This is a genomic window from Candidatus Tokpelaia sp. (assembly GCF_008636115.1).
Classification (GTDB): Bacteria; Pseudomonadota; Alphaproteobacteria; order Rhizobiales; family Rhizobiaceae; genus QLZD01.
In genome coordinates this window covers 46,846-72,879 of record NZ_QLZD01000033.1, presented here as the reverse complement: position 1 = coordinate 72,879, position 26,034 = coordinate 46,846, and the positions used below count along the sequence as shown (strand labels likewise).

Below are 26,034 nucleotides of genomic sequence, written 5' to 3'. Positions count from 1 at the left end.
GCGGCAGGGCGATATAAGGCAGAGCGACACATAATGCGGCAATGCGGCCCGGATTTCAGGGCAATTCCACCACTTTGCCGTCTTTCAGGGTGATACGCCGGTGCATTTTTTGCGCCAGCTCATGATTATGTGTCGCTATCAGTGCTGCCAGGCCGGATTGCTCAACCAGGGCCGACAAAGCCTCAAACACATATTTTGAAGTGGCAGGGTCAAGATTACCGGTCGGCTCATCAGCCAGCAGCACCAGCGGCACATTGGCCACGGCGCGGGCAATGGCAACGCGCTGCTGCTCACCGCCGGAAAGCTCGGCCGGGCGATGGCCGGCGCGGTGGCCGACCCGTAAATAATCCAGCAATTTTATTGCCCGCTCGCGCGCCAGTTTTTTCGGCAGGCCGGCGATCATTTGCGGAATCATAATATTTTCCAAAGCAGTAAATTCCGGCAGCAAATGATGAAACTGGTAAACAAAGCCGATTTCCGACCGTCTGACAGAGGTGCGCTCATTATCATTCATATTGGAGCAATCTCTGCCGCAAATTTCCACCATGCCGCCTTGCCCGCGTTCCAGCAGCCCGGCAATATGCAACAGGCTGGATTTCCCGGTGCCGGAAGGCGCCACCAAAGCCACAGTCTCGCCGCGATTAAGCGTAAAATCGGCTTTATCCAGAATGACCAGCCGGTCAGGCTCGCTGCCGTAAAACAAATCAATATTCGTCAGCTTTAAAACCACTTTATCCCCGATCATGGCTGCCCTCATTCATAACGCAGCGCCTGCACCGGATCAAGGCGCGAAGCATACCAGGCCGGCGCCAATGTGGCCAGAAAAGACAAAGCCAGCGCCATAAGCACCACCATCAGAGCCTGGCCGCTATCCATTTTTGAAGGCAGGCTGGAGAGGAAATATATTTCTTTATTAAAGACATCAATACCGGAAATCCAAGAGATAAAAGCCTGAATATGGTCAAGATTAAGGCAGGTAATAATGCCCAGCAACAGGCCGAAAAATGTGCCGCCAATACCAATACTTGCCCCGGCTATCATAAAAATCCGCATAACGGCGCTGCGCCTTGCCCCCATTGTGCGCAAAACGGCAATATCATGGCCTTTATCCTTCACCAGCATAACCAGGCCGGAAATAATATTAAGCGCCGCCACCAGCACAATCAGCGATAAAATAATAAACATCACATTGCGTTCCACCTGCAAGGTGGAAAAGAAAGATTGATTACGCTGCCGCCAATCCAGCATATAGGTTTCCCGCCCGGCTGCCGCTTCCAGCCGGTTGAGCATTTTATCAACATTATCGGGGTCTGTTACAAAGACTTCCAGCGATTGCACCCGCCCTTCCTGATTGAAGAAAAGCTGCGCTTCCCGCAGCGGCATAAAGACAATGCCGGCATCATAATCCGACATGCCGACTTCATAAATTGCTCCGATTTTATAGGTTTTCAATCGCGGGCTGATACCGAAGGGCGTGGCATCGCCGTCAGGTGAAACCAGGCTGATGGCGTCCCCCACGCCCAGCGCCAGTTTTTCTGCCAGCCCGGATCCGATAGCAACAGCCTCCCCTTTATCAAAATTTTTCAGGCTGCCCTGCTTGATATTATCGGCAATCATTGTCAGCTTGCGTATATCCTGCTCACGCAGGCCGCGCACATAAGCGCCGGTGCCGCCGCTGCCGCCTTCGGCCTGCGCCAGCACCTGGCCTTCCACCACCGGCAGCACGAATTTCACTCCCTCTACTTTATCCAGCCGCGGGATAAGGGCGGCATAATCGGCAAAATCACCATCTACCGGCTGCATAATAATATGGCCGTTCATGCCCAATATGCGGCTCAATAATTCAGCGCGGAAGCCATTCATCACCGACATAACAACTATCAGCGCCCAAACGCCGATAACAATGCCGATAAAAGAAATAATGGTAATGACAGAAGTAAAAATCTGCTTGCGATTCGGCCACATATAGCGAAAAGCAATCAGCCACTCAAAAACAGCAAAAGGGCGTATAGTCTGCCCATTTGTCTCAGCTATAGTATCCATGCTTTGCCATGCCCCGCAAATTACCCGATTACCGGCCGATTCAACCCTGCCTGCCCGGTTTCACCAATACCGGCAGAGCCGCCTTAACCGGCCACCGCCAGCCCCTATAAATACCGGCCTGGTTCCTTATAATTTTACCCATAATAAATTCTATCAAAGAACAGCCGCATTATAAATTTTCTTCCTGATACCATATTTTAAATATATTTGCAAAGCCTATGATTTTCATAGTATTTTATAGATATAGACCATTTTCAGGCAAAAAAGCTTTTAATAAAATTCACGGCAGCAGCGGCCGATAAAACCTCACGCCTGCCGCTTGCCCGCAATTTTACCTCTACCTCGCCTTGCGCCGCTGCGCGCGGGCCGATAATCAACTGCACCGGCAGGCCAATGAGATCCATAGCGGCAAATTTTGCCCCCGCCCGCTCAGCGCTGTCATCAAAAAGACAATCAAAACCCGCCTGCTGCAATTCGGCATAAAGAGATTCAGCCAGGGCGTCACCGGCTTTATCACCCGTTTTCATAGTGATAAGGCCAACAGAAAAAGGCGCAATAGCGCGCGGCCAGATAATACCCTGCTCATCATGCGAGGCTTCAATAATAGCAGCTACCAGGCGTGAAGGGCCGATACCGTAAGATCCCATTAAAACCGGGGTATTTTTGCCGTCTGCCCCGGTAATAACTGCCCCCATAGGGGCAGAATATTTGGCGCCGAAAGAAAATATATGCCCCACCTCTATACCGCGGGCGGCAAGCCTGTCGCCCGCCGGCAGTGCTGCCCAGGCCCCTGTCTCAAGGTGCATTTCTTCTGTTGCCGCATAAAGTTCAGTCCATTGCCGGACAATATGCCTCAGCTTTTTATCATCGGCAAAATCAATATTGGCCGGCGGCACCGGCAATGACAAATATTTTTTATCACAAAAAACCGCGCTTTCACCCGTCTCGGCTAGAATAATAAATTCATGGCTCAAATCACCGCCGATCGGCCCGGTATCGGCGCGCATGGGGATAGCCGGCACCCCCAGCCGGGCAAATATGCGTAAATAGGACACAAACATGCGATGATAAGAAGCGCGCATGCCTTCTTCATCACTATCAAAGGAATAAGCATCTTTCATTAAAAATTCACGTGAACGCATGACACCGAAACGCGGGCGGATTTCATCGCGAAATTTCCACTGAATTTGGTAAAGATTAAGCGGCAGGCTTTTATAAGAGCGAACAAAACTGCGGAAAATATCGGTAATCATTTCTTCATTGGTCGGGCCATAAAGCATTTCGCGCTTTTGCCTGTCTGCAAGCCGCAGCATCTCCTTGCCATAATCCTCATAACGGCCGCTTTCGCGCCATAAATCAGCCGATTGAATGGTCGGCATTAAAATTTCCTGAGCGCCGGCGCGATCCTGCTCTTCACGAATAATGGTGCAGATTTTATCCAGCACTCTTTTTCCCAAAGGCAGCCAGGCATATATGCCCGCCGCCTGCTGGCGTATTATCGCGGCGCGCAGCATAAGCCGGTGTGAAGCGATTTCCGCTTCTTTCGGATTTTCCTTCAAAAGCGGCAAAAAATATTTGGAAAGACGCATAAAATCCCCATTTTCAACCGTGTTAAACCCCAACCGGTTTTGCCCCCGATTTACCCTTGTTTAAGCCCGATTACGGCAAAAAGCAAAACCGATAACCCGCTTTAAGCCGTAATATGGTTTTTACCGGCAGCATTGGCGCCGCCGCCCTGGCAAAGCTCAGCAGCGATGGATAAAAACATTGGTCAGCGGCTTTTTGCCCCAGATTTCATAAATAGCGGAACGCACAGTTTTATACACAGCTTCACGCACAATTTCAGGGTCGCGCCGCCGGTTGAGCGGCAAATTATCGATCACCGTCTCTATTACTTCCAGCAATCGATCTTCCATTATTGTGCCGTGATTATCTGTTTCCGGCAGGCCCACAGCCGCAATTTCCGGCGTATCGGCCAGGCTGCCGCTTTTGGTCAATAATAGAGAAACACTCAAATAACCGGCATAGGCCAGTTTGCGCCGCACCGATATGCCCAGCTCATTTTCATCACCCAAAAGATTGCCGTCTTTATAAATCCGCCCCGCCGGCACATCGTCAATAATTTCCGGCCGGCCAGGGGCAAGGCGCAGCATATCGCCATTACGGATTTCCATAACATGCTCTATGCCGTTGCGGGCGGCAAACTCCGCCTGAGCAGCAAGATGCACCGCCTCGCCATGCACCGGCACCAGAATTTCCGGCTTGACCCAATCATAGATCTGCCGCAACTGGCTTTGATAAGGGTGGCCGGAAACATGCACCAAAGCATCATGATCGGTAATGATTTTTATACCGCGATCAATCAGCAGATTTTGTGTATCAATAACCGCCCTTTCATTACCGGGAATAGTGCGGGAAGAATAAACCAGAATATCCCCGGCATTGAGGCTAATATCGCGCATTTCGTCACGGGCAATTTTGGCCAGTGCCGCCCGTCTTTCTCCCTGGCTGCCGGTCAGCAGCAAAACCAGCCGGTTGCGCGGCGTGCCGGCATAATCTTCTTCGCTTAAAAACGGCGGAACACCTTCCATATAACCCAGCTCGGCAGCAATATTGAGACAGCGTTTCATCGACCGGCCGACCGGCAAAACATATCGCCCTGCTTTGGCCGCGGCCATTGCCACAGATTTCAGCCGCCCGACATTAGAGGCAAAACTGGTAACCGCCACACAGCCTTTGGCTTCTTCTATGATTTTTCCCAGATTATGGCCGATTTCCGTTTCGCTCGGCGCCTGCATATCCACACCGGCATTGGTGGAATCACATATCAGCGCCAGCACTCCCGCTTTGCCCAAAGCGCGAAAACGTGCTTCATTTGTCTTGCCGCCAAGGCTTGGCTCTTTATCAATTTTCCAGTCACCTGTATGGATAATTGTGCCAGGCGGCGTGCGCAGCGCCAGCGATACGGCATCGGGGATAGAATGGCTTACTTCTATTGCCTCCAGCGCAAAAGAACCCAGCTCAAATTTATCGCCGGCTTTAAACACATGCAGCGGAATTTCATGCGTAGAAAAATCTGTTTCGCGTTTAACTTCCAGCAAACCGGCGGTAAAGGCGGTGCAGTAAACCGGCATGCGCAAACGCGGCCATAAATCCAACACGGCGCCAAAATGATCTTCATGCGCATGAGTGAGCACCAGGCCGCGAATATTATGGCGCTCATTTTCCAAAAAGCGTATATCCGGCAAAATAAGATCTGCTCCCGGTAAATCCGCCCCGGCAAAGCTCACCCCCATATCGACAATCAACCATTCCCGATCTTCTGCCGTGCCATAGCCGTAAACAGCCAGATTCATGCCGATTTCGCCAACACCCCCTAAAGGCAAAAACAATAATTCACCTTCCGCACGCTTGCCCTTATTGCTGTTTTTCATCAAAATCTCCTGAAATCAGGCTTGATATATTACCTGTTTCTTGAAAGCGCATTTCCCGATTTTTAAAATATATATTTTACGGCCGCATTCAACCCGCCGACAGGCCAGGCTGCCGGATCGATACCGACCGGCAAAAGACAGGCCTTAACGCCGAAAAGCCTGTATAAAGCATAAATCCTCTGCTCCCAAGCACAAAATACACAGCTACCCAGGCACAGCCCAATGCCGACTTTATGGCCTATGCGCTATCACCAGCGGTTCGGCACCTCGTTTTGCTGCACCTTTATGCCGGTGCAGAAGCAACAGTGCCAAAATAAACATCACCTGCCGAAATGCGCAATTCCCCGCCATTCTCCCGCTGCAACAGCAAATGCCCGCCTTCATCTATGGTTTTGAACACACCGCTCACCACTTGCCCTTTATAGCGCAAATGGATAATTTCTCCCCTATAAGCGGCGTGGCGCAGCCATTTATCACGCAGAGCCGCCATGCCTTGACCTTTATTCCACAAAGTATAATTCTCTACCCAAAAACGGCTCAGCGCCTGAAACAGATTTTGCGGTGAACATGCCGCCCCTAAAGCCTGCAAGCTTGTTATCGGGTAAAGCGGCATAGTTTCTGCGGCTGCCCCTGTCTTCATCGCTCTGCCGGGAGAAGCTGTTCTCGCTCTTTCCTCCGGCGCAATTTTGCCGGCGGGCGCAGGTGCAATGGCTATATTGACTCCAATGCCGATAATGACTGCATTTTTTGCCCCTTTTTTGTCACCCGCAGGGTCAAGGGCAATAAATTCCGGCAAAATACCCGCCAGTTTCGCCTTAGCCGCCATTATATCATTCGGCCATTTCAGCAACAGTCCATGCTCTTTTTGTAATTTATCCGGCAAAACGGCAGACAGCGCTTCTATCAGTGCCAGGCCGGCAACAAAACCAAGCTGAGCTGCCTGCTCCGGCTCAAAATCATCACATAATAACAGGCTGGCATAAAGATTGCCGCGCGGGCTCTGCCAGACACGGCCGCGGCGGCCGCGGCCGCCTGTTTGTTCTGCCGCCACAATCCATAACCGGCCGCTATCGCCGCTTTTGGCAAATTCTGCTGCCAGATTATTGGTAGAATCAACAATATCATAAGATTCCAGCCGATAAGCCTGTGCCAAAGCCGCCAGTGACAGAGAAAAAATCATAAATTCTCCCGGAGCAGTTTCTCAAAAAAGAGATTTTGCCGCTGTTTCCGCCCAAGGTAAAAACCAAATTCCGGCTAGGAAATAAAACAAGGTGAAAAGCCCTGAGAGCCATAACACCAGTTGCAGCTCTTTCGGCATAGCCAGAAATCTGCCTTTCGGCTCATCAACCCACATGATTTTGACAATACGCAAATAATAAAAAGCAGCAATAACAGCGGCAATCATGCCGGCAACGGCCAGAACCACAAAATGCGCCTGAACAGCGGCCGAAAAAACATACCATTTGCCAAAAAAGCCTGAAAGCGGCGGAATGCCTGCCAGTGAAAACATGAACAAACTCATTGCCCCGGCCATAAAGGGATTAGTGCGGGAAAGCCCGGCTAAATCATCAATTTTTTCAACCGGGCCGCTCTCAGTATTCATTGCCAGAATAAAGGCAAAACAGCCCAGCATTATCACCGCATAAATAAGCAGATAAAGCAGCACGCTCGTCACACCGATAATTGTCCCCGCAGCAAGGCCGACCAGAATATAGCCAATATGGGTAATGGAAGAATACGCCATAAGCCTTTTAATATTGCGTTGGGCAATACCGGCAAAAGCCCCGAGAAACATGGAAGCCAAAGCGATAAAAACAATAATCTGCTGCCAGGCGGGCATTGATCCCGCCACCGGTGCGGCAGCGCCGAAACACATAATGACAAGGCGCACTATGACTGCCACAGCAGCAATTTTGGCCGCTGTCGCAAAAAAAGCGCTTATCGGGGTGGGCGCACCTTCATAGACGTCCGGCGTCCACATATGAAACGGCACGGCAGAAATTTTGAAAGCCAGCCCCGCCAGCACAAAAACCAGGCCGAAAATCAGGCCTAATTGCGGCGGATCTTTCCGCAAGACCTGCGACAGGCCGGTAAAATCAATATGGCCGCCACTATAGCCGTAAAGCAGACTTATACCGTAAAGCAGCAGACCTGAGGCCAAAGAGCCGAGGATAAAATATTTTAGCCCCGCTTCAGCAGAACGCGCATTATCGCGATCAAGCGCCGCCATAACATAAAGAGCGAGGGAATGCAGCTCCAGCCCCAGATAGAGAGACAGCATATTGCCGGCTGAAATCATCAGCAACATACCAAGGCAGGATAAAAGCACCAGCACCGGAAACTCGAATTTGTCAAATTTGCCGGCGCGCGCGGCCCCTACCGACATAATCAGCACAATAAAAGCGGCAGTCAAGGCCATAATTTTCATAAACCGGCCAAAAGCATCGCAAATCAGGGCCGTGCCAAAGGCTGTCCCCTGTAACGGCAAAGTGATAAGCATAATTACCGCGGCAATCATCACCCCTATAGCCAGAACAGTGATCACTGTATAAGAGCGCTCGCCTGAAAAAGCACCAATCAACATCAGGACAACAATCCCGGCCGCCAGCAATAATTCAGGCAAGATCAGCATAAATTGCGCCATTATATCCATATGCATAAAGCCTGCCCCTGTTTATTTTGCAAAAATCGCATTACTGTTCGCCAATGCCTGCTGATAATTATTAACCAGAAGCTCTACCGATCCGTGCAGCATATTTAACAGCGGCGCCGGATAAATACCGAAAAATATGATCAAGCCGGCCAGAGGATAAAGAAGGCATTTTTCACGCGTGGAAAGATCCAGCAGCGATTTCAGGCTTTCCCGGCTGAGAGAGCCGAAAATAATATATCGGTAGAGATAAAGCATATAAGCGGCAGAAAGGATAATACCGGTCGCGGCAAAAAGAGCAATCCAGCTATGCTCCCTGAAAGTGCCGATTAAAGTCAAAAATTCGCCGATAAAGCCGGTCGTGCCGGGCAGGCCGATATTAGCCATGGTGAAGATCATAAAAACGGCGGCAAATTTTGGCATATTATTAACCAGACCGCCATAGGCCGAAATTTCACCGGTGCGCATACGCTCATAAAGCATGCCGACCGACAAAAACAGGGCCGGTGCCACCAGGCCATGCGATAACATTTGGAAAACAGCGCCTTCAACAGCCTCTATATTAGCGGCGAAAATACCCATAGTCACATAGCCGATATGCGCCACGGAAGAATAGGCAATCAGCCTTTTCATATCTTTCTGCACCAGCGCTATGAGCGACATATAGATAACAGCAATAACGGAAAGCACAAAAATCAACGGCGCAAATTTGGCAGAAGCAAGAGGAAACATTGGCAGGGAAAAGCGCAAAAAGCCGTATCCGCCAAATTTCAGCAAAATGCCGGAAAGCATAAGCGTGCCGGCTGTCGGCGCCTGGACATAAGTATCAGGCAGCCATGTATGCACCGGAAACATCGGCAATTTGACCGCAAAAGAGGCAAAAAAGGCCAGCCACAGCCAGATCTGCATAGTAACAGGGAAGTGATAGCTCAGCAAAACCGGAATATCCAGAGTCCCGACCTGCCAATATATGGCCATAAGGCCGACCAGCATTAAAAGTGAGCCAAGCAGGGTATAAAGAAAAAATTTCAGGGCAGCGGCAGCGCGATGCGGCCCGCCCCACACACCAATAATAAGAAATATCGGAATAAGACTGCCTTCAAAGAAAATATAAAACAGTAAAGCATTAAGCGCGCAAAAAGCGCCGATAATGGTCGTTTCCAGAATAAGGAAAGCCACCATATATTCTTTCAGCCTTTCCTTGACACTATAGCGGCTCGCCAAAATGGCAAAAGGCATTAGAAAAGCTGCCAGAACAACAAAAAGAACAGAAAGGCCGTCAACCCCTAAATGGTAACCAAGGCCTTTGCCCAGCCAGTCTATTTGCTCACGCCACTGAAAACCGGGATTATTTTTGTCAAAACCCGCCCACATAATTAAAGTGAGGACAAAAACAAACAGGCTGGTCAGTAAAGCCACATTGCGAATATTGCGCTTTGCCGCCTCTCCCTCATCTTTGATTACCAGAATAAGGAGCGCGCCGAAAAGCGGCAAAAATGTAAGTGTTGAAAGAATGGGCCACTGGTCGGTCATCAATTCAGGCTCCCGAATATTATCCAGGTAATAAAAGCTGTAACGCCGATAAGCATTGCAAAGGCATAATGATAAAGATAGCCCGTTTGCAGGCGTGCAACTCTGTCGGTTACAGCCGCAACCCTGGCAGCAATAGCGCCCGGCCCCAGGCCGTCAATAATTTTAATATCAACAATCTTCCATAAAAAGAGACCGGCAGCAAACGCTGTCCGCACAAACAGAAAATTATAAAGCTCGTCAAAATACCATTTATTGAGCAGGAATTTATATAAAGGCGAAAGCAGCCTTGCAGCCTGTGCCGGCAAAGCCGGAGCAATAATGTAAAACAGCAGGGCTGCGGCAAAACCGGCCGCCATAACGGCGAAACCCGCCCATTGAACCCACAAAGGCACAAAATGCAGCTGCTGCAATATGTTATTATCGGCAGAAACAAACAGCGCGCCGTTCCAGAATAATTGATATTCTGCTCCAAAAAAATAAGGCAGAAAAACCACACCGGCAAACAGCGCCCCAACAGCCAGCAAAACCATAGGAACAAGCATGACAGGCGGCGCCTCATGCACATGGTGCATAATATCAACCGGCGCCCGCGGCTTGCCGTGAAATACCATAAAAATCAAACGCCATGCGTAAAAAGCCGTGAACAGGGCAGCAATCACCAGCAGCCAGAAAGCCGAATGGGCAAGCGCGCCGCCGGCACCATAGCTTGCCTCAATAATAGCATCTTTGGAGAAAAAGCCTGCTGTGCCGAAAAATGTCCCCGGAATACCAAAACCCGTCAGAGACAATGTGCCGATAATCATCAGCCAATAAGTTGCGGGAATATATTTGCGCAAACCGCCCATACGGCGAATATCCTGCTCATCGGAAACAGCGTGAATAATTGAGCCTGCCCCCTGAAACAGCAAAGCTTTGAAAAAAGCATGCGTAAACAGATGAAATATGGCAGCCCCATAAGCGCCGATACCAAGAGCGACAAACATATAACCAAGCTGCGAACAGGTGGAAAAAGCGATAATCCGCTTAATATCATTTTGCACCAAAGCCACGCTGGCGGCAAAAAAGGCCGTTATCGCGCCAATGGCAGTAATAGTCAGCAAAGCGATCGGCGCATGCTCAAATAGCGGCGACAGGCGCGCTACCATAAAAACACCGGCGGTGACCATTGTCGCCGCATGTAACAAAGCAGAGACAGGAGTGGGAGCTTCCATAGCGTCCGGCAGCCATGTATGCAGCAAAAATTGCGCCGATTTGCCCATAGCGCCAATAAACAGCAGGATACAAACCACATCAAGCGCCTTTTGCCCGCTAAATTGCCAATGCAGAAAATAGAATTTGTCGGCATATTGCCCTGTCAGCATTTTGGCAAAAATATCGTCAAAACCGACAGTACCGAAAATGACGAAAATACCGAAAACACCCAGCAAAAAGGCAAAATCACCGACACGATTGACAATGAAAGCCTTGATGGCCGCCGCATTGGCCGCCGGCTTTTGATACCAGAAGCCGATCAGCAGATAAGAAGCAAGCCCCACCCCTTCCCAGCCGAAGAATAGTTGCACCATATTATCTGATGTCACCAGGACAAGCATCATAAAAGTGAAAAACGACAAATAGGCGAAAAAACGCGGGCGCGAAGCATCATGATGCATATAGCCAATGGAATATATATGCACCAGCGCCGAGATTGTCGTGACCACAACCAGCATTACCGCTGTCAAAGTATCAATACGCAAAGACCAGTCACAATGCAGCCTGCCGCTTGCCAGCCAGGGCAGCAGCGAAATGCGCAGGGCATCATTATCACTGAAAGCAACACTGATAAAAGCGCCCCATGACAGCAGCGCAGCAATTACAACCAGCGAGCAGGTGATAAATTCACTGCCGCGCGCACCCAGCCTGCCGCCCCATAAACCGACAATCAGGCAGCCGATAAAGGGGAGAAAAACAATCGCATAATAAAATAAGGACATTCCCCTAGCCTTTCATCACATTGGCATCTTCTGCCGCGACACTGCCCTTATTGCGGAAAAAGAGAACAAGAATAGCAAGGCCGATAGCCGATTCCGCCGCGGCTACGGTCAGCACAAACAGAGCAAATATCTGCCCGACCAGATCATGCAAAGCCGCCGAGAAAGCGACAAAATTCAAATTAACCGCCAGCAGAATCAGCTCAATCGACATTAAAATGGCAATCACATTGCGGCGATTAACAAACACGCCCAAAATGCCTGTTGTCAGTAAAATCGCCGCAATAGTCAGATAATGGGCAATATTGATCTGCATGGCTTTCTCCTGCCTAAATCCCTTTGCCGGATTCTACTTTTTTAACTTCAATCGCTGTTTGCGGATTGCGCTTGACCTGTTCGCCGACAGACTGGCGCTTGACACCGCTGCGATGATGCAAGGCCAGCACAATAGCACCAATCATTGCTGTCAGCAGGATAAAACCGGCCAGCTCAAAATAAAAAACATAATCTGTATAAAGAATATCGCCAAGCGCCTGGGTATTGGAGCGCGGCAAAGCCGCAGGCACAGGCTGTGTTACCGCGGCGTCTGGCCCCGCAGGAGAAAAATGCACCGACATAAAAACAAAAATCAGCTCAGCCAGCACAATCAGGCCGACCAGCCCGCCTATTGGCGCATAGCGCCCCATGCCGCGCTTTAATTCGGCAAAATCGACATCAAGCATCATCACGACAAAGAGAAAAAGCACAGCGACAGCGCCGACATAAACCATCAAAAGAATCATTGCCAGAAATTCTGCCCCGCCAAGCAAAAAAAGCCCGGACGCATTAAAAAAAACCAAAATCAGAAACAGGACGGAATGCACCGGATTGCGCGCCGCTATCACCATAATTGCCGCAACAATCATAATTACCGCGAAGAGATAAAAAAACACAGCCGCAAAACCTGTTATCATCTGCTTTCCCTATTATTCAAACCGGCCGCCGATTTTGGCAAATAGCGCAAAATATTCCACCGCTTTGCTCCTCAATGAACAAGACCCGTGGCACCAGTTGCATCAGGCAGGCCGCTATTTTTGCCGAAACCGCCAAAAAGGCAATTCACTTTTGCTGTTTTTTTCATTTTTGCTTCATTTGCGCACATGAAACTGCCCATGCTTGTGCAATTTTTAACGATAGGCGCTATCCATAGCAATATTGCGGGCAATTTCACGCTCCCACCGGTCGCCATTAGCCAGCAGTTTTTCTTTATCATAATAAAGCTCTTCCCGCGTTTCCGTCGCAAATTCAAAATTCGGCCCTTCAACAATCGCTTCCACCGGGCAGGCTTCCTGACAAAAACCGCAATAAATACATTTTACCATATCAATATCATAGCGCGTTGTGCGGCGGGTGCCGTCACTGCCGCGCGGCGCCAGCTCAATCGTAATGGCCTGAGCCGGGCAGATAGCCTCGCATAATTTGCAGGCAATACAGCGTTCTTCGCCGCTTGGGTAACGACGCAGGGCATGCTCACCGCGAAAGCGCGGCGAGACAGCGCCTTTTTCATTGGGATATTCAATAGTCGGCCGGCGGGCAGCAGCCTGCCGCAAAGACAAAAAGAAAGCGCGGATAAATTCCAGCAAAAGCAGGGATTTTGCCGCTGAAAATAATGATGACATTGCTGTTTCTCCTATGCCCAGCCGGTTATTTTCAAAACAGCGGCCACTATCACCACCATTGCCAGAGAAAACGGCAGAAACACCTTCCAGCCAAGCCGCATTAACTGGTCATAGCGATAACGCGGGACAAAAGCTTTGACCAAAGCAAACATAAAAAACACCAGACAGGTTTTGATAATAAACCAGATAATCCCGGGAACCCAGTTCAACCAGGCAATATCCAATGGCGGCAGCCAGCCGCCAAGAAACAGCAGAGTGGTCAGGGCGCACATTAAAACAGCCGCCACATATTCGCCAAGGAAAAACAGCATATAGGGTGTGGACGAATATTCCACCATATGCCCGGCTATCAGTTCTGATTCCGCCTCTACCAAATCAAAAGGCGGGCGGTTTGTCTCTGCCAGAGCGGAAATGAAAAATATAATAAATACCGGGAACAAAGCCAGCCAATGCCAATCCAGAAATGAGGCAAAAGGCACGCCCAGCCGTGTTCCCAGACCGTTTTTTTGCGCCAGCACAATATCAGTCAGATTAAGTGAGCCGACACACAGCAGAACACAGGTCAGAACCAGGCCGATAGAGACTTCGTAAGAAATCATTTGCGCAGCCGAACGCAAGGCACCGAGCAAAGGATATTTGGAATTGGAAGCCCAGCCGCCCATAATAACGCCATAAACTTCCAGCGAAGAAATAGCCAGAATATAAAGAATGCCGACATTAATATCGGCCACCGCCCAGCCCTCGCTGACAGGCACCACCGCCCAGGCGCTTAAAGCCAGAAAAGACGCCACAAAAGGAGCAAGCAGAAATACGCCTTTATTGGCGCCGGCCGGAATTATCGGCTCTTTTACCGCAAATTTGATAAAATCGGCAAAAGATTGCAACAGGCCGAAAGCGCCGACAATATTAGGCCCGCGGCGTAATTGCACTGCCGCCCAGATTTTACGATCCGCATAAAGCAAATAAGCAATAAGGATTAACAAAACTGCCAGTAACAACAGGGATTTGCCGGCAATAATCGCTACAGGCAGCAATGAGGTCAGAAAAAAATCATACATGCCGATACCCTGTCTTTTCTATTTTGCTGCCGGCAAGCCGGCGCTGATGCGCCAAAGCCGAGCACTCAGCCATTACGGCTGAGGCTCTAGCAATGGGATTTGTCAGATAAAAATCCTGAACCGCCGGGGGAAAAGCCTGCCCCTTTATTACCCCGATTTTATCGCCAAGGGCAATAATATCCGCTGCTTTGCCGGGCAGGATTTTATCTATGCCGGCCAGATGCGGATAATCGGCAAACAGATTCTTCCGCAAAGCGGACAGGGAATCAAACGGCAAAACCTGCCCCAAAATCGCGGAAAGGGCGCGAATAATCGCCCAGTCTTCCCTCGCCTCACCAGGGGCGAAATTTGCCCGCGCTGCCATTTGCACCCGCCCCTCCATATTGACATAAATCCCGGATTTTTCTGTATAGGCAGCGGCCGGCAAAATAACATCAGCCGCATGCGCGCCTTTATCGCCATGAGAGCCGATATAAACAGTGAACCCTTTTTTCGCCGATAAATCGGCTTCATCAGCGCCGAGCAAAAACAATATATCTGAACTGGCAATAATATCGACGGCTTTTTTACCCCCAGGCGGGGTAAAGCCAATATCCAGCCCGCCAACACGCGCCGCCGCTCTGTGTAAAACGGCAAAACCATTCCAGTCTGCCCGCAAAGCAGCCGTATCACGGGCAATTTGCGCAATAAGGCGCAAAATTTCCTCACCGTCATGGTCGCAAAGCGCCGCCTGGCCAATAATAATCAGCGGTTTTTGCGCTTTTTTCAAAAGGTGGAAAAAACTGCTTTCACCGGCAGCCAAAGCCTTCAAACTTTCGCGCCCGGCCCCCAGATAAGTATAGGGATAGCGCAGATCTTCCCTGGCACCGATAAGGCCAATGGGGTAATCCCCGCTTTTTAAACTGCGTTTGCGGATACGGGCATTTAAAACCGCCGCTTCAAGGCGCGGATTGCTGCCAATAATCAGCAGCGCATCAGATTCATCAATCCCGGCAATAGTCGGGTTAAAAATATAGCTGGCGCGGCCGAATTGCCCATGCAAGGCCGTATTATCCTGGCGGCAATCGACATTATCGGAACCCAGGGCCGCCAATAGCGCCTTCAGCGCGTACATTTCCTCTACCGTGGCCATATCGCCGGCAATAGCACCGATACTGCCTTTTTCAGCTTTGCTCACCGCCTGACGAATAGCAGCAAAAGCCTCTGCCCAGCCGGTTTCCACCAGGCGGCCGCGCGCCTGACGCAGATAAGGGCGGTCAAGCCGCTGGCGGCGCAGCCCGTCCCAGACAAAGCGGGTTTTGTCTGATATCCACTCCTCATTGATGGCCTCATTCACTCGCGGCAAAATCCGCATTACCTCACGCCCGCGCGTATCCACGCGAATGGCGCAGCCCATAGCGTCCATAACATCGACAGTTTCTGTTTTTGTCAATTCCCACGGGCGGGCATGGAAGGCATAAGGGCGGGCGGTCAAAGCGCCGACAGGGCAAAGATCAATAATATTGCCCTGTAATTCCGAGGTTAAGGCCCGTTGCAGATAAGTGGTAATTTCCGCATCTTCCCCGCGTCCTGTCAGCCCGATTTCATCACTGCCGGCAATCTCAGCGGTAAAACGCACACAGCGCGTGCAATGAATGCAACGCGTCATTACTGTTTTAATCAGCGGCCCGATATATTTATCTTCAACGGCCCTTTTATCTTCCGCATAGCGTGAAGAGGAACGGCCGAAAGCCATGGCCTGATCCTGCAAATCACATTCACCGCCCTGATCGCAAATCGGACAATCCAAAGGGTGGTTAATCAGCAAAAATTCCAGCGCGCCTTCACGCGCTTTTTTCACCATTGGTGTATTGGTAAAAATTTCCGGCGGCTCACCATTGGCGCCGGGACGCAAATCTCTCACCCCCATTGAGCAGGAAGAAACCGGCTTGGGCGGCCCTCCCTTCACTTCTACCAGGCACATACGGCAATTACCGGGAACAGATAAACGCTCATGAAAGCAAAAACGCGGAATCACCGCCCCCGCTGCTTCTGCCGCCTGCAATAAAGTATAAGAATCCGGAACCTCAATTTCCTTGCTGTCAACTATAATTCTCGCCATTTTCCTAAATCCGCTATTATTCCGCAATCCCGGCGGCTTTTTTATTGCTTTATATTGAGGCTTTTCAAATTCTCTAAACCGCTGCCGCCGGTTACAAAACATATTTTTGCCATCATCGCCGCCTTGTCCCCATAATCATTTCTCCTCCCGCCTGCGGCCAAATTTACCCGGCTGCCGCCAAAACATTATTCCGGCTTTGCACGGCGCACCGGGTATAGGCTTCAATCCGCTTTTCTATTTCCGGGCGAAAATTGCGGATAAGTGCCTGAACCGGCCAGGCAGCAGCATCACCCAAAGCGCAGATTGTGTGCCCTTCAATTTGTTTGGAAATGTCAAAAAGCAAATCAATATCGCGCTTTTGCGCCCGCCCCTCCACCATACGCGCCAGCAGGCGCATCATCCAGCCTGTCCCCTCACGGCAGGGCGTGCATTGACCGCAGCTCTCATGTTTAAAAAAGACAGATAAACGCCAGACAGCTTTAATAATATCGGTAGATTTGTCCATAATAATCACCCCGCCTGTGCCAAAAGAAGATTTTACCTCTTTCAACCCATCAAAATCCATAAGGACATTCATCATATCTTCTGCCCGCACAACCGGACAGGAAGCCCCGCCGGGGATAACCGCCAAAAGATTATCCCAGCCGCCGCGCACCCCGCCGGCATATTTCTCAATCAATTCACGAAACGGCACCCCCATTGCCTCTTCCACCACACAAGGCGTGTTGACATGGCCGGAAACCATAAATAATTTGGTGCCGACATTATTGGGGCGACCAATGGCAGAAAACCAGGAGGCGCCCCGCCGCAAAATAGCCGGAGCAACAGCAATAGATTCCACATTATTGACCGTTGTCGGGCAGCCGTAAAGCCCCATATTGGCAGGGAAAGGCGGCTTTAGCCGCGGCTGCCCCTTTTTACCTTCCAGGCTTTCCAGCAGCGCTGTTTCCTCGCCGCATATATAAGCGCCGGCACCGTGATGAACAATAATATCGCAATCATGCCCGTGTCTGGTATTTTTGCCTAACAAGCCGGCTTCATAACATTCGTCAACCGCTTTTTCCAGCGCCTCTCTCTCACGAATATATTCCCCCCGCACATAAATAAAAACTGTCCGCGCCCCCATGGCAAAACCGGCAAGGACACAACCCTCCAGCAAATAATGCGGCTCATGCCGCAAAATCTCGCGATCCTTGCAGGTTCCCGGCTCTGATTCATCGGCATTAACTACCAGATAATGCGGACGGCCATCACTCTCTTTCGGCATAAACGACCATTTCATACCGGTGGAGAAGCCTGCGCCGCCGCGGCCGCGCAGGCCCGAAGCCTTTATTTCACTGATAATCCAGTCACGCCCTTTGGCAATAATCGCTTTGGTATCTACCCATGAACCGCGTGCCGCAGCCCCCTTCAGACTTGTATCCTGCAAACCGTGTATATTAGTAAAAATACAGTCTTTATCAGCCAGCATAGTGCTTCATCTCTTTTAGTTACTACCAAAGGCGGCATAATTTATGCCGGAATTTATCTCAATGCTCTCGGACTATGCGACATAGTGAAATCACCTTTAATCGGGCGGCCGAAATGGGCAAGGACAGCAATAAGGCATATTTCAATGCACATGGCCCACCAAATATGCCCGGCAAGCTCAGAAAAATGCTCATACCAGGTCAAATTCCACGGCCAGCCTGTAATATCCTTATTCACCCCGACCATACGGAACCCGAATAAGGGAATAAAGAAATAATGCATAATCACAGTGATAATAATGCCGTAAAAAGCGCCATACCATGCGCGAATCTGCGGCCAATACATTGCAATAACAACATAGACAAAAGCGAAAACAAAACTAAACCCCCAATGATAAAGGCTAACCAGCCCCCAGACATTATTGCCGTTATAAACATAATCCAGCGAATGGGAATTAACGCCGAGCCAGCCCAGCCAGGCATCAATATTGGCGGCCGGCGGAACCATGTCACCGGGAGCGCGCGGCGGTGTATTAACTTCGCTGCCCCATTTCACCATAGAAGAAAAAAAGCCCCCGAGAATTGTCGTCCAAATGACAATTTTCACGTTAAGTTTATCCTGAAATTTTGCTAACATTTCCAAATCTTCCTATTCTTTTCTAATGTTTAACCAAACAGCAAAATCTACAAGGTAACACTACTAAGAACCCTCAATATCAGCAAAAAGAGTCAAAATGACCCCTGCTTCACTATAACGCCTTTCCTTCCACAATATTGTATCGGTCTTGATGCCTGGAAGATTTGCCTTACTCCCTTTAGCCTTCAATACCGTTTTTCAATCCACTATACCGACCCGTCACAAAATTATGTTTTGCTTTTTCCGTTTTTCTGCGCGCTAATCTTCGCAGGCACTCCAGCCGGGCAGATACAGGCTTCACCTGTCGATTCGGCGCGCGATCATCACTCGCGCTTACGGCGCGGCGCCTGCCTGTTATCAACCGCGCCGGTCATATAATAGCGCATGAAGACATAAGCCATTTCTATCACAAATCCCCAAATAATGCCCCCCCATAATTCGCTGACATGTTCTGTCCACGGCAAATTCCACAATGCAGGCCCGGCACCCCATAAAGGAATAAAAACATAATGCATGAGGATAGTAATGATAATACCGTAAAAAGCGCCGTGCCATAAACGGATTTTAGGATATTTTTCGGCAATCATAATATAAATAAAAGCAAAAACTATAGAAAAACCGTGATGAAACAGGCCGACAAGCATATTGACGCTATTACCGCCATAGACATAAACATAATCCTGTATACTCCCCCAGTCAAACCAGGCCAGGCTGTCATTTATCACTACTACCGGCGGTGCAATGCGCTCCGGCGGGCGCGGCGGCATATCATGCTCACTGCCATATTTTACCAAAGAAGCAAGATAGCCGGCGACCAATGTCGCCGCAATAATAAAGCCAGGGCGATAACAACGCCCCCCCGGCGGTACTATGGCCAACCGGCGGCCTGCATGAGGAACAGCCCGTTTATCCATTATATTTTCCTGTAATGTCCTGCCCTGCGGCGGATTGCAACTGCGACACCCAACACATTTGCTCAACTCCCCTCATTTTTTGCCCGGCTTTGCTCACAACGAACGGCAGCAGGACGATGCCCGCTTTGCGATCCGACAGGCACTTGCGCCCCCTTCCCCTGCTCAAAAGCATCAATAATTTCTTCCAGCCTTGCCGCTGTCATATCTTCATAATAATCTTTAAAAATCATCATGACAGGCGCATTGACGCAAGCACCCAGACATTCCACTTCTTCCCATGAAAGCGTGCCCGCATTATTGGTTTGCAGCGGCTCCTGATGAATGCGGCGGCGGCAAACCTCTCGCAGCTCTTCCGCCCCGCGCAACATACAGGGAGTAGTGCCGCAAAGCTGAATATGCGCTTTTGTCCCCACCGGCTGTAACTGGAATTGCGTATAAAAAGTGGCAATTTCCAGAACACGCATAGCGGCCATAGACAACATATCGGCAACATATTCAATCGCAGCGCGAGAAAGCCAGCCTTCCTGCTCCTGCGCGCGCATTAACAATAAAATAACCGCCGATCGCTGACGCCCCTTGGGATATTTGGCAATAGATTTTTTAGCCCAGGCAAGATTTTCCTTATTAAAGGCAAAAGCAGACGGTTGCACAGCTTCCTCTGCGAGACGACGAACAGACATTAGCGGTCAACCTCTCCAAAAACAATATCGAGCGAGCCCAGCACGGCCGCTATATCAGACAGCATATGCCCCGTGCATATATGATTCATCGCCTGCAAATGCGCATAACCGGGAGCGCGCAATTTTACCCGATACGGCTTATTGCTGCCATCTGCCACCAGATAAACGCCAAACTCACCTTTCGGCGCTTCCACGGCAGCATAAACCTCCCCCTTCGGCACATGAAAGCCTTCTGTAAATAATTTAAAATGATGAATCAGCGCTTCCATGGAATGCTTCATATCCGCCCGGCGCGGCGGCGTAATTTTATGATCAGGCACCATAACCGGGCCGCCCTTTTCTGCCCCCAGCAGGCGCTCCACACATTGGCGCATAATAGCGGCGGATTGACGCATTTCCTCCATGCGAATCAAATATCTGTCATAGCAATCGCCGTTTTTACCAACCGGAATATCAAATTCCAGTTCCTCATAACATTCATAAGGCTGGGTTTTGCGCAAATCCCAGGCCGCGCCGGTGCTGCGGATAATAACGCCGGAAAAGCCGCGATTCCAGGCTTCTTTTTGGGCAATAATGCCAATATCAACATTGCGCTGCTTAAAAATGCGATTGCCTGTCAACAAAGAATCAATATCGGCCACTGCTTTTAAAAACGGCTCAATAAATTTGCCAATATCCTCTATCAAAGCATCTGGCAAATCCTGGTGCACCCCGCCGGGGCGGAAATAATTGGCATGCAAACGGGCACCGCAAGCCCGCTCGTAAAAAATCATCAGCTTTTCGCGCTGTTCAAACCCCCAAAGCGGCGGGGTGAGCGCGCCCACGTCCATAGCCTGCGTGGTTATATTCATCAAATGGTTGAGAATACGGCCTATTTCTGAAAATAAAACACGAATAATGCTGGCGCGTTTCGGCACGACCAGGCCCAGCAATTTTTCTACTGCCAATATATAGGCATGTTCCTGATTCATGGGAGAGACATAATCCAGGCGATCCAGATAAGGTAATGCCTGCAAATATGTCTTTGTTTCCATCAATTTTTCAGTGCCGCGATGCAGCAGACCAATATGCGGATCAACACGGGTTACCACTTCGCCGTCCAGCTCCAGCACCATGCGCAAAACCCCATGCGCAGCCGGGTGCTGCGGGCCAAAATTAATATTGAAATTCCGGATACCAACCTCAGCCATAGTGCCGGCCTCCCTGCCGCCGGGCGGATATTACGGCGCCTCCAAACTTCAAGCCTGCCGCCCAATAAAATAAGGCAAACAGCACTATTATGCCGCATACAGGAAACCCCATTGCCCATTATCCTTTTTTAGCTTTTTCATCACCCGGGAGAATATAATCCGCGGCCTCCCAGGGAGAGAGAAAGTCAAAAGACCGCATTTCCTGGCGCAAAAGCACAGGCTCATAGACAATCCCCTTGACTTCATTATCATAACGGCACTCGACAAAACCGCTAACGGGAAAATCCTTGCGCAGCGGATAGCCCTGAAAACCGTAATCCGTCAAAATACGGCGCATATCCGGGTGGTCGCTGAAATAAACGCCATACATATCGTAAATTTCACGCTCATACCATTCTGCCCCGGCAAAAACAGCGCAGGCGGAAGGAACAGGTGTATTTTCATCAATATGCAGTTTAAGGCGCAGGCGCAGATTTTGCCGCGGCGACAAGAGATGATAACAAACGGCAAACCGCTTTTCTTTATCAGGATAATCGGCACCGCTAATATCTATTAAAGCGATAAACTGGCACTGAACATCATCACGCAGGAGAACCAGCGCATCAATTATGCGGGCAGCATTCACCGTGACAGTCAGCTCGTCATAAGCCAATTCCGCCTTTTCTACCACGGCACCCAGGCGCTCTTTTATATATTCGGCAATTTCACCCAGAGCTTCCGCAGACATAGCCTCTCCTAGCGCTCAATAGAGCCGCTGCGGCGAATTTTCCTTTGCAGCAGCAAAACACCGTAAAGCAAAGCTTCCGCCGTGGGCGGACAACCGGGGACATAAATATCTACCGGCACAATTCTGTCACAACCGCGCACAACCGAATAAGAATAATGATAATAACCGCCGCCATTGGCGCAAGACCCCATGGAAATCACATAACGCGGCTCAGGCATTTGATCATAAACCTTGCGCAAGGCCGGCGCCATTTTATTGGTCAAAGTGCCCGCCACCATCATAACATCAGACTGGCGAGGCGAAGCGCGCGGCGCATAACCGAAACGCTCATTGTCATAATGCGGCATAGAGCAATGCATCATTTCAACAGCGCAACAGGCCAGACCAAAGCTCATCCACATCAGCGACCCTGTGCGCGCCCATGTAATCAGCGCATCAGCCGAAGTTACCAAAAAACCTTTATCCGCCAATTCGGCGTTTATGTTCTCAAACATCGCATTATTCGCGCCGCCGGCCTTCCCCGTTTGCTGCAAGGGGACAGAGTCGCGCCCGGCAGCAGCCGCCTGTGGCCTGTTTGCCTCCTTTATGCCGATCAATCCCATTCCAGCGCTCCTTTTTTCCATTCATAGGCAAAACCTACCGTCAGTAACAGCAAAAACACCATCATTGACCAGAAGCCGAACAGGCCGATAGCGCGAAAAGAAACAGCCCAGGGGAACAGAAACGCAATTTCAAGATCAAATATAATAAAAAGAATAGCCACCAGATAAAAGCGGACATTAAATTTCATACGCGCATCATCAAAAGAATTAAAGCCGCATTCATAGGCAGAAAGTTTTTCCGCATCGGGGGCGCGATAAGCGACCATAAAAGGGATAAACAACAAGGCCCCGGCGATTACCGCAGCCACCGCCATAAAGATAAGGACAGGCAAATAAGAATGCAGCATATCAATCATAGCGTCTTCCGCCTTTGCTATAGTTGCGAAGAGCAGGCACAAAACGCTGAAATTAAAGACCGTTTCACCCCGTTTATCAAACGGCCGCAATAACAGATTGCGCCAACTGCCCCTGCAGCAGGGTTAACGCAGACACGGCCGGGACGCAAGCGGAAAAACAAAATTTCACACAAGCAAAATTTATGGCGAAACCTCTGCCGGCAAAATGCGCCTGCCGCAGCACTGACAGCACCACCCGCCAAATATAGCGAATCGACATTCTGTAACCGCAAATATTACAGCAAAGCAGCGAATATTCCACGCGGAAAATGGCGCGAGTGACGGGGCTCGAACCCGCGACCTCCGGCGTGACAGGCCGGCACTCTAACCAGCTGAGCTACACCCGCGCATCGCAGCGCGCTTCGATAACAGCGCATGGCGTTCGTTTAAGCTGTTCTCATAATGATGTCAAGCGCGGAATTGCAGACAGGCGGAAAAATCAATGCTGCCCGGCTAAAGCCCTGCTCTATATACTGAATCCCCTGATACTACCGGAATACCGATAATTTGCGCTGTTTTTCACTATAAAATCCGGCAATATTTGCCCGTCTCTCATTTAAATCGGGGAATAAATTTCCACATTTTTCGACTGCGGAAAACTTTCCCCTTGCATTCCGCTAAAGTTTTAATTAAAGCATGGAGGCACTTATAGAGCCGGGTTCTTCGCCGAAATAGTGATATTTAGGGGATTTGGCAATAAGGGTGCCATTCAGGGAATCAGGGCGATTAGCTCAGCAGGTCAGAGCGCCTCGTTTACACCGAGGATGTCGGGAGTTCGAATCTCTCATCGCCCACCAGAGGCTATAATTCTGCCATTATATATCGATAATTATTGCCTGCCTGCCGCTGTTGCAGGCTTGATTTCTCCCTCACTTTACTCCATTTTGCTTTTGTCTTTCCGCGTGTTTACGGCACTTGAACAATGCAGAATTTCGGTGGGGCGAATCTATGTTTCCTTATTATCAGACAGCAGTCGGCGGCAGGCTGAATTATGCTGTTTTTATTGCTTTATTAGCAATTTTTCTGCTTGCTGCCTGCACGGCCGGCCGACAGCCTTCTTCGCTGTCGCAAAATTTGCAGCAAGGTGAAAAAAGCAATATAGCGCATTTTTCCGCTCCTGCCTATGAGGGCGGTATAAGCGGACAAGCGGCAGCACCGGTCATAGACCGGGCTGCTGCTATTACAAGGCAGCATAATTATAAATATTTTCTGCTTATGCTTGATGAAGAGCAGCATAAAGCGACAATGCGGCCTCGTTTCGGCTTTTCTTACGGGCGCCAGCCTTACGGCTTTGGTGATGCAGGCGGCCTGGGCGGCGCTTTCGGCGCTGCGCCCGGTTTTGCCATTGGCTCTGATTTTTCTCCTCAGCGCAGCGGCGGAGCAAAGCCGGTGAAATGGACCATTTATATGATGCGACAGGCCGATAAACAGGCAGTTGACGCTTTATCTTTAAACAAAGCGGCGCTGGGTAAAACAGCCTATATTTATAGAGCGCAGGCAACTGCCCGTTCAGGAAACAGTGATCCCATTATTCTGCCTTTGCGTTAAATTTAGCCCGGAATTTCTGCTTAATAAAATTTTAAGGAAAATTGTCATGCCTGTTTCTCCTCCCATTATAACGGCTGCCATATTGGCCATTGGCGATGAATTGCTTTCAGGCCGAACAAAGGATAAAAATATTGCCTATCTGGCAGAAAGACTGACAGAATGCGGCATTGACCTGCGTGAAGTGCGCATTATTCCCGATATGGAGCAGGCTATTATTGCCGCTATCAATGCTTTGCGTCAGTCTTATCATTATGTCTTTACCTCAGGTGGTATTGGCCCGACACATGATGATATAATGGCCGAATCTGTGGCCAAAGCTTTCGGCCGCCTTTGTCTTTTTGACCCAAGGGCCGAAAAAATATTGTCAGCCTATTATCAGGCGCAAAAGCAGGAATTAACAGCAGGCCGGCGGTTGATGACGCGCATGCCGGAAGGCGCAGAGCTGATTGCCAATACTATCAGCGGAGCGCCGGGCTTTAAAATAGAAAACTGCTTTATTATGGCCGGCGTGCCGCAAATTTTTCAGGCTATGGTGCAGGAAATTTTACCTCTGCTTGAAAAATCTGCCCCTGTGCAAACCATAATTATCCCCTGCCCACTCGGCGAAAGCCGTATCAGTAAAAAACTGGGGGAAATTCAACATGCTTTTCCGCAAATTGCCATTGGCTCTTATCCGCAAATTTGCGATAAAGCCGGGCAGCGCTGGCGGCTGGAAATTGTCTTACGCGGCCGCGATCATGAAGCCCTGGCGCAAGCCGCCGCCGCAGTTAAAAAAATGCTTGCCGATTTTGAGGAGGAAACCTAGAATAAGGGGGCTGTTTATATAGGCCGGGTTTCTTTTCGGTCAGCCCCGATAATTCCGGGGCACGTTCTCTATTTCCTTTATGTGAGGTTGTTATGCCGCTCCCTGAAAAAGCTTTTCCTGTCAGTTGGGATCAATTTCACCGCGATTGCCGTGCACTTGCCTGGAAAATTGCCGGGCGGCAACAACAATGGCAGGCGATTGTCGCCATTACGCGCGGCGGCCTTGTGCCGGCAGCAATTATTTGCCGTGAGTTAAATATTCGTCTGATTGAGACTATTTGCATTGCGTCTTATCATGATTATTCCAAACAAGGCGAATTGGTGGTCAAAAAAGGCATTAGCACTGAGCTTACCAAAAACGGCGGCAAAAATGTGCTTGTTATTGATGATCTGGCCGATACAGGCAAAACAGCAGCTATTGTGCGAGATATTATCCCCAAAGCCTGTTTTGCAACTCTTTATACCAAACCGCAAGGCAAGCCGCAGGTGGATATTTATATCACCGAAGTCAGCCAGGATACATGGATCTATTTCCCCTGGGATATGGGCTTTACTTATCAGGAGCCGATTACCCGCGGCGGCGCCTGAAAGGCGGCGACCTTGCGCCGGCAATAGCGCCAA

Annotated in this window: 24 protein-coding genes and 2 tRNA genes; 4 read left to right on the top strand and 22 right to left on the bottom strand. The window is 49.9% G+C overall.

What is annotated here, in order from left to right; translation table 11 throughout:
- Positions 1–55 precede the first annotated feature (55 nt).
- The 22 genes from DPQ22_RS06215 to DPQ22_RS06110 form a co-directional block, all read right to left on the bottom strand.
- On the bottom strand, positions 56–757 hold the full coding sequence (locus DPQ22_RS06215; RefSeq protein WP_246681518.1) for an ABC transporter ATP-binding protein: 702 nt from the start codon (positions 755–757) through the stop codon (positions 56–58).
- Positions 754–2,043: a lipoprotein-releasing ABC transporter permease subunit gene (locus DPQ22_RS06210; RefSeq protein WP_150214213.1), complete on the bottom strand. Its 1,290-nt coding sequence runs from the start codon at positions 2,041–2,043 to the stop codon at positions 754–756. The genes DPQ22_RS06215 and DPQ22_RS06210 overlap by 4 nt, the downstream gene beginning before the upstream one ends.
- Before the next feature lie 254 nt (positions 2,044–2,297).
- Positions 2,298–3,632, bottom strand: a complete 1,335-nt coding sequence (proS, locus tag DPQ22_RS06205; RefSeq protein ID WP_150214211.1) for a proline--tRNA ligase — start codon at positions 3,630–3,632, stop codon at positions 2,298–2,300.
- Between the two features lie 156 nt (positions 3,633–3,788).
- A complete protein-coding gene (locus DPQ22_RS06200; RefSeq protein ID WP_150214209.1) occupies positions 3,789–5,477 on the bottom strand; it encodes a ribonuclease J in 1,689 nt (562 codons plus the stop codon).
- A 283-nt stretch (positions 5,478–5,760) separates the two neighbouring features.
- Positions 5,761–6,657, bottom strand: coding sequence for a biotin--[acetyl-CoA-carboxylase] ligase (locus tag DPQ22_RS06195; protein WP_150214206.1), 897 nt, complete (start codon positions 6,655–6,657; stop codon positions 5,761–5,763).
- A gap of 21 nt (positions 6,658–6,678) precedes the next feature.
- A complete protein-coding gene (gene nuoN / locus DPQ22_RS06190) occupies positions 6,679–8,136 on the bottom strand; it encodes an NADH-quinone oxidoreductase subunit NuoN (protein WP_150214204.1) in 1,458 nt (485 codons plus the stop codon).
- 15 nt (positions 8,137–8,151) lie between these two features.
- Entirely contained in the window at positions 8,152–9,660 is a 1,509-nt protein-coding gene (locus DPQ22_RS06185) for an NADH-quinone oxidoreductase subunit M (RefSeq protein WP_150214202.1), read from the bottom strand.
- Positions 9,660–11,633 carry an NADH-quinone oxidoreductase subunit L gene (gene nuoL / locus DPQ22_RS06180; RefSeq protein ID WP_150214200.1) on the bottom strand — a complete coding sequence of 658 codons (1,974 nt, stop codon included), beginning with the start codon at positions 11,631–11,633 and terminating at the stop codon, positions 9,660–9,662. The genes DPQ22_RS06185 and nuoL overlap by 1 nt, the downstream gene beginning before the upstream one ends.
- A 4-nt stretch (positions 11,634–11,637) precedes the next feature.
- The gene (gene nuoK / locus DPQ22_RS06175) at positions 11,638–11,946 is read right to left on the bottom strand and encodes an NADH-quinone oxidoreductase subunit NuoK (protein ID WP_150214198.1); all 309 of its coding nucleotides are present in this window, start codon (positions 11,944–11,946) and stop codon (positions 11,638–11,640) included.
- Between the two features lie 13 nt (positions 11,947–11,959).
- Positions 11,960–12,583 carry an NADH-quinone oxidoreductase subunit J gene (locus tag DPQ22_RS06170; protein WP_150214196.1) on the bottom strand — a complete coding sequence of 208 codons (624 nt, stop codon included), beginning with the start codon at positions 12,581–12,583 and terminating at the stop codon, positions 11,960–11,962.
- A 213-nt stretch (positions 12,584–12,796) separates the two neighbouring features.
- Positions 12,797–13,288 carry an NADH-quinone oxidoreductase subunit NuoI gene (nuoI, locus tag DPQ22_RS06165; protein ID WP_150214194.1) on the bottom strand — a complete coding sequence of 164 codons (492 nt, stop codon included), beginning with the start codon at positions 13,286–13,288 and terminating at the stop codon, positions 12,797–12,799.
- 11 nt (positions 13,289–13,299) lie between these two features.
- A complete protein-coding gene (gene nuoH / locus DPQ22_RS06160) occupies positions 13,300–14,346 on the bottom strand; it encodes an NADH-quinone oxidoreductase subunit NuoH (protein ID WP_150214192.1) in 1,047 nt (348 codons plus the stop codon).
- Entirely contained in the window at positions 14,339–16,447 is a 2,109-nt protein-coding gene (gene nuoG / locus DPQ22_RS06155; RefSeq protein ID WP_150214190.1) for an NADH-quinone oxidoreductase subunit NuoG, read from the bottom strand. Before nuoG ends, nuoH begins: the two co-directional genes overlap by 8 nt.
- A 163-nt stretch (positions 16,448–16,610) precedes the next feature.
- A complete protein-coding gene (gene nuoF / locus DPQ22_RS06150; protein WP_150214188.1) occupies positions 16,611–17,918 on the bottom strand; it encodes an NADH-quinone oxidoreductase subunit NuoF in 1,308 nt (435 codons plus the stop codon).
- A gap of 53 nt (positions 17,919–17,971) precedes the next feature.
- Positions 17,972–18,553 carry a DUF1440 domain-containing protein gene (locus DPQ22_RS06145; protein ID WP_150214186.1) on the bottom strand — a complete coding sequence of 194 codons (582 nt, stop codon included), beginning with the start codon at positions 18,551–18,553 and terminating at the stop codon, positions 17,972–17,974.
- Between the two features lie 323 nt (positions 18,554–18,876).
- Positions 18,877–19,467, bottom strand: a complete 591-nt coding sequence (locus tag DPQ22_RS06140) for a DUF1440 domain-containing protein (protein WP_150214184.1) — start codon at positions 19,465–19,467, stop codon at positions 18,877–18,879.
- 62 nt (positions 19,468–19,529) lie between these two features.
- The gene (gene nuoE, locus DPQ22_RS06135; RefSeq protein ID WP_150214182.1) at positions 19,530–20,147 is read right to left on the bottom strand and encodes an NADH-quinone oxidoreductase subunit NuoE; all 618 of its coding nucleotides are present in this window, start codon (positions 20,145–20,147) and stop codon (positions 19,530–19,532) included.
- Entirely contained in the window at positions 20,147–21,337 is a 1,191-nt protein-coding gene (locus DPQ22_RS06130) for an NADH-quinone oxidoreductase subunit D (RefSeq protein ID WP_150214180.1), read from the bottom strand. The genes nuoE and DPQ22_RS06130 overlap by 1 nt, the downstream gene beginning before the upstream one ends.
- A gap of 118 nt (positions 21,338–21,455) precedes the next feature.
- A complete protein-coding gene (locus tag DPQ22_RS06125) occupies positions 21,456–22,064 on the bottom strand; it encodes an NADH-quinone oxidoreductase subunit C (protein WP_150214179.1) in 609 nt (202 codons plus the stop codon).
- A gap of 8 nt (positions 22,065–22,072) precedes the next feature.
- Complete coding sequence (locus DPQ22_RS06120) at positions 22,073–22,687, bottom strand: NuoB/complex I 20 kDa subunit family protein (RefSeq protein WP_150214177.1); 615 nt, start codon at positions 22,685–22,687, stop codon at positions 22,073–22,075.
- Positions 22,657–23,022 (bottom strand): NADH-quinone oxidoreductase subunit A, encoded by a 366-nt coding sequence (locus DPQ22_RS06115; protein ID WP_150214175.1) that lies wholly within the window; start codon positions 23,020–23,022, stop codon positions 22,657–22,659. Before DPQ22_RS06115 ends, DPQ22_RS06120 begins: the two co-directional genes overlap by 31 nt.
- A gap of 309 nt (positions 23,023–23,331) precedes the next feature.
- Positions 23,332–23,408 (bottom strand) — tRNA-Asp (locus DPQ22_RS06110).
- Positions 23,409–23,781: 373 nt separating this feature from the next.
- Here DPQ22_RS06110 and DPQ22_RS06105 point away from each other — a divergent pair.
- The 4 genes from DPQ22_RS06105 to gpt all read left to right on the top strand — a co-directional run bounded on the left by DPQ22_RS06105 (position 23,782) and on the right by gpt (position 26,001).
- A tRNA-Val gene (locus DPQ22_RS06105) sits at positions 23,782–23,858 on the top strand.
- Positions 23,859–24,009: 151 nt separating this feature from the next.
- A complete protein-coding gene (locus DPQ22_RS06100; protein WP_150214173.1) occupies positions 24,010–24,609 on the top strand; it encodes a hypothetical protein in 600 nt (199 codons plus the stop codon).
- A 46-nt stretch (positions 24,610–24,655) separates the two neighbouring features.
- Positions 24,656–25,414, top strand: coding sequence for a competence/damage-inducible protein A (locus DPQ22_RS06095; protein WP_150214171.1), 759 nt, complete (start codon positions 24,656–24,658; stop codon positions 25,412–25,414).
- Between the two features lie 92 nt (positions 25,415–25,506).
- Positions 25,507–26,001, top strand: a complete 495-nt coding sequence (gpt, locus tag DPQ22_RS06090; protein ID WP_150214169.1) for a xanthine phosphoribosyltransferase — start codon at positions 25,507–25,509, stop codon at positions 25,999–26,001.
- Positions 26,002–26,034 lie beyond the last annotated feature (33 nt).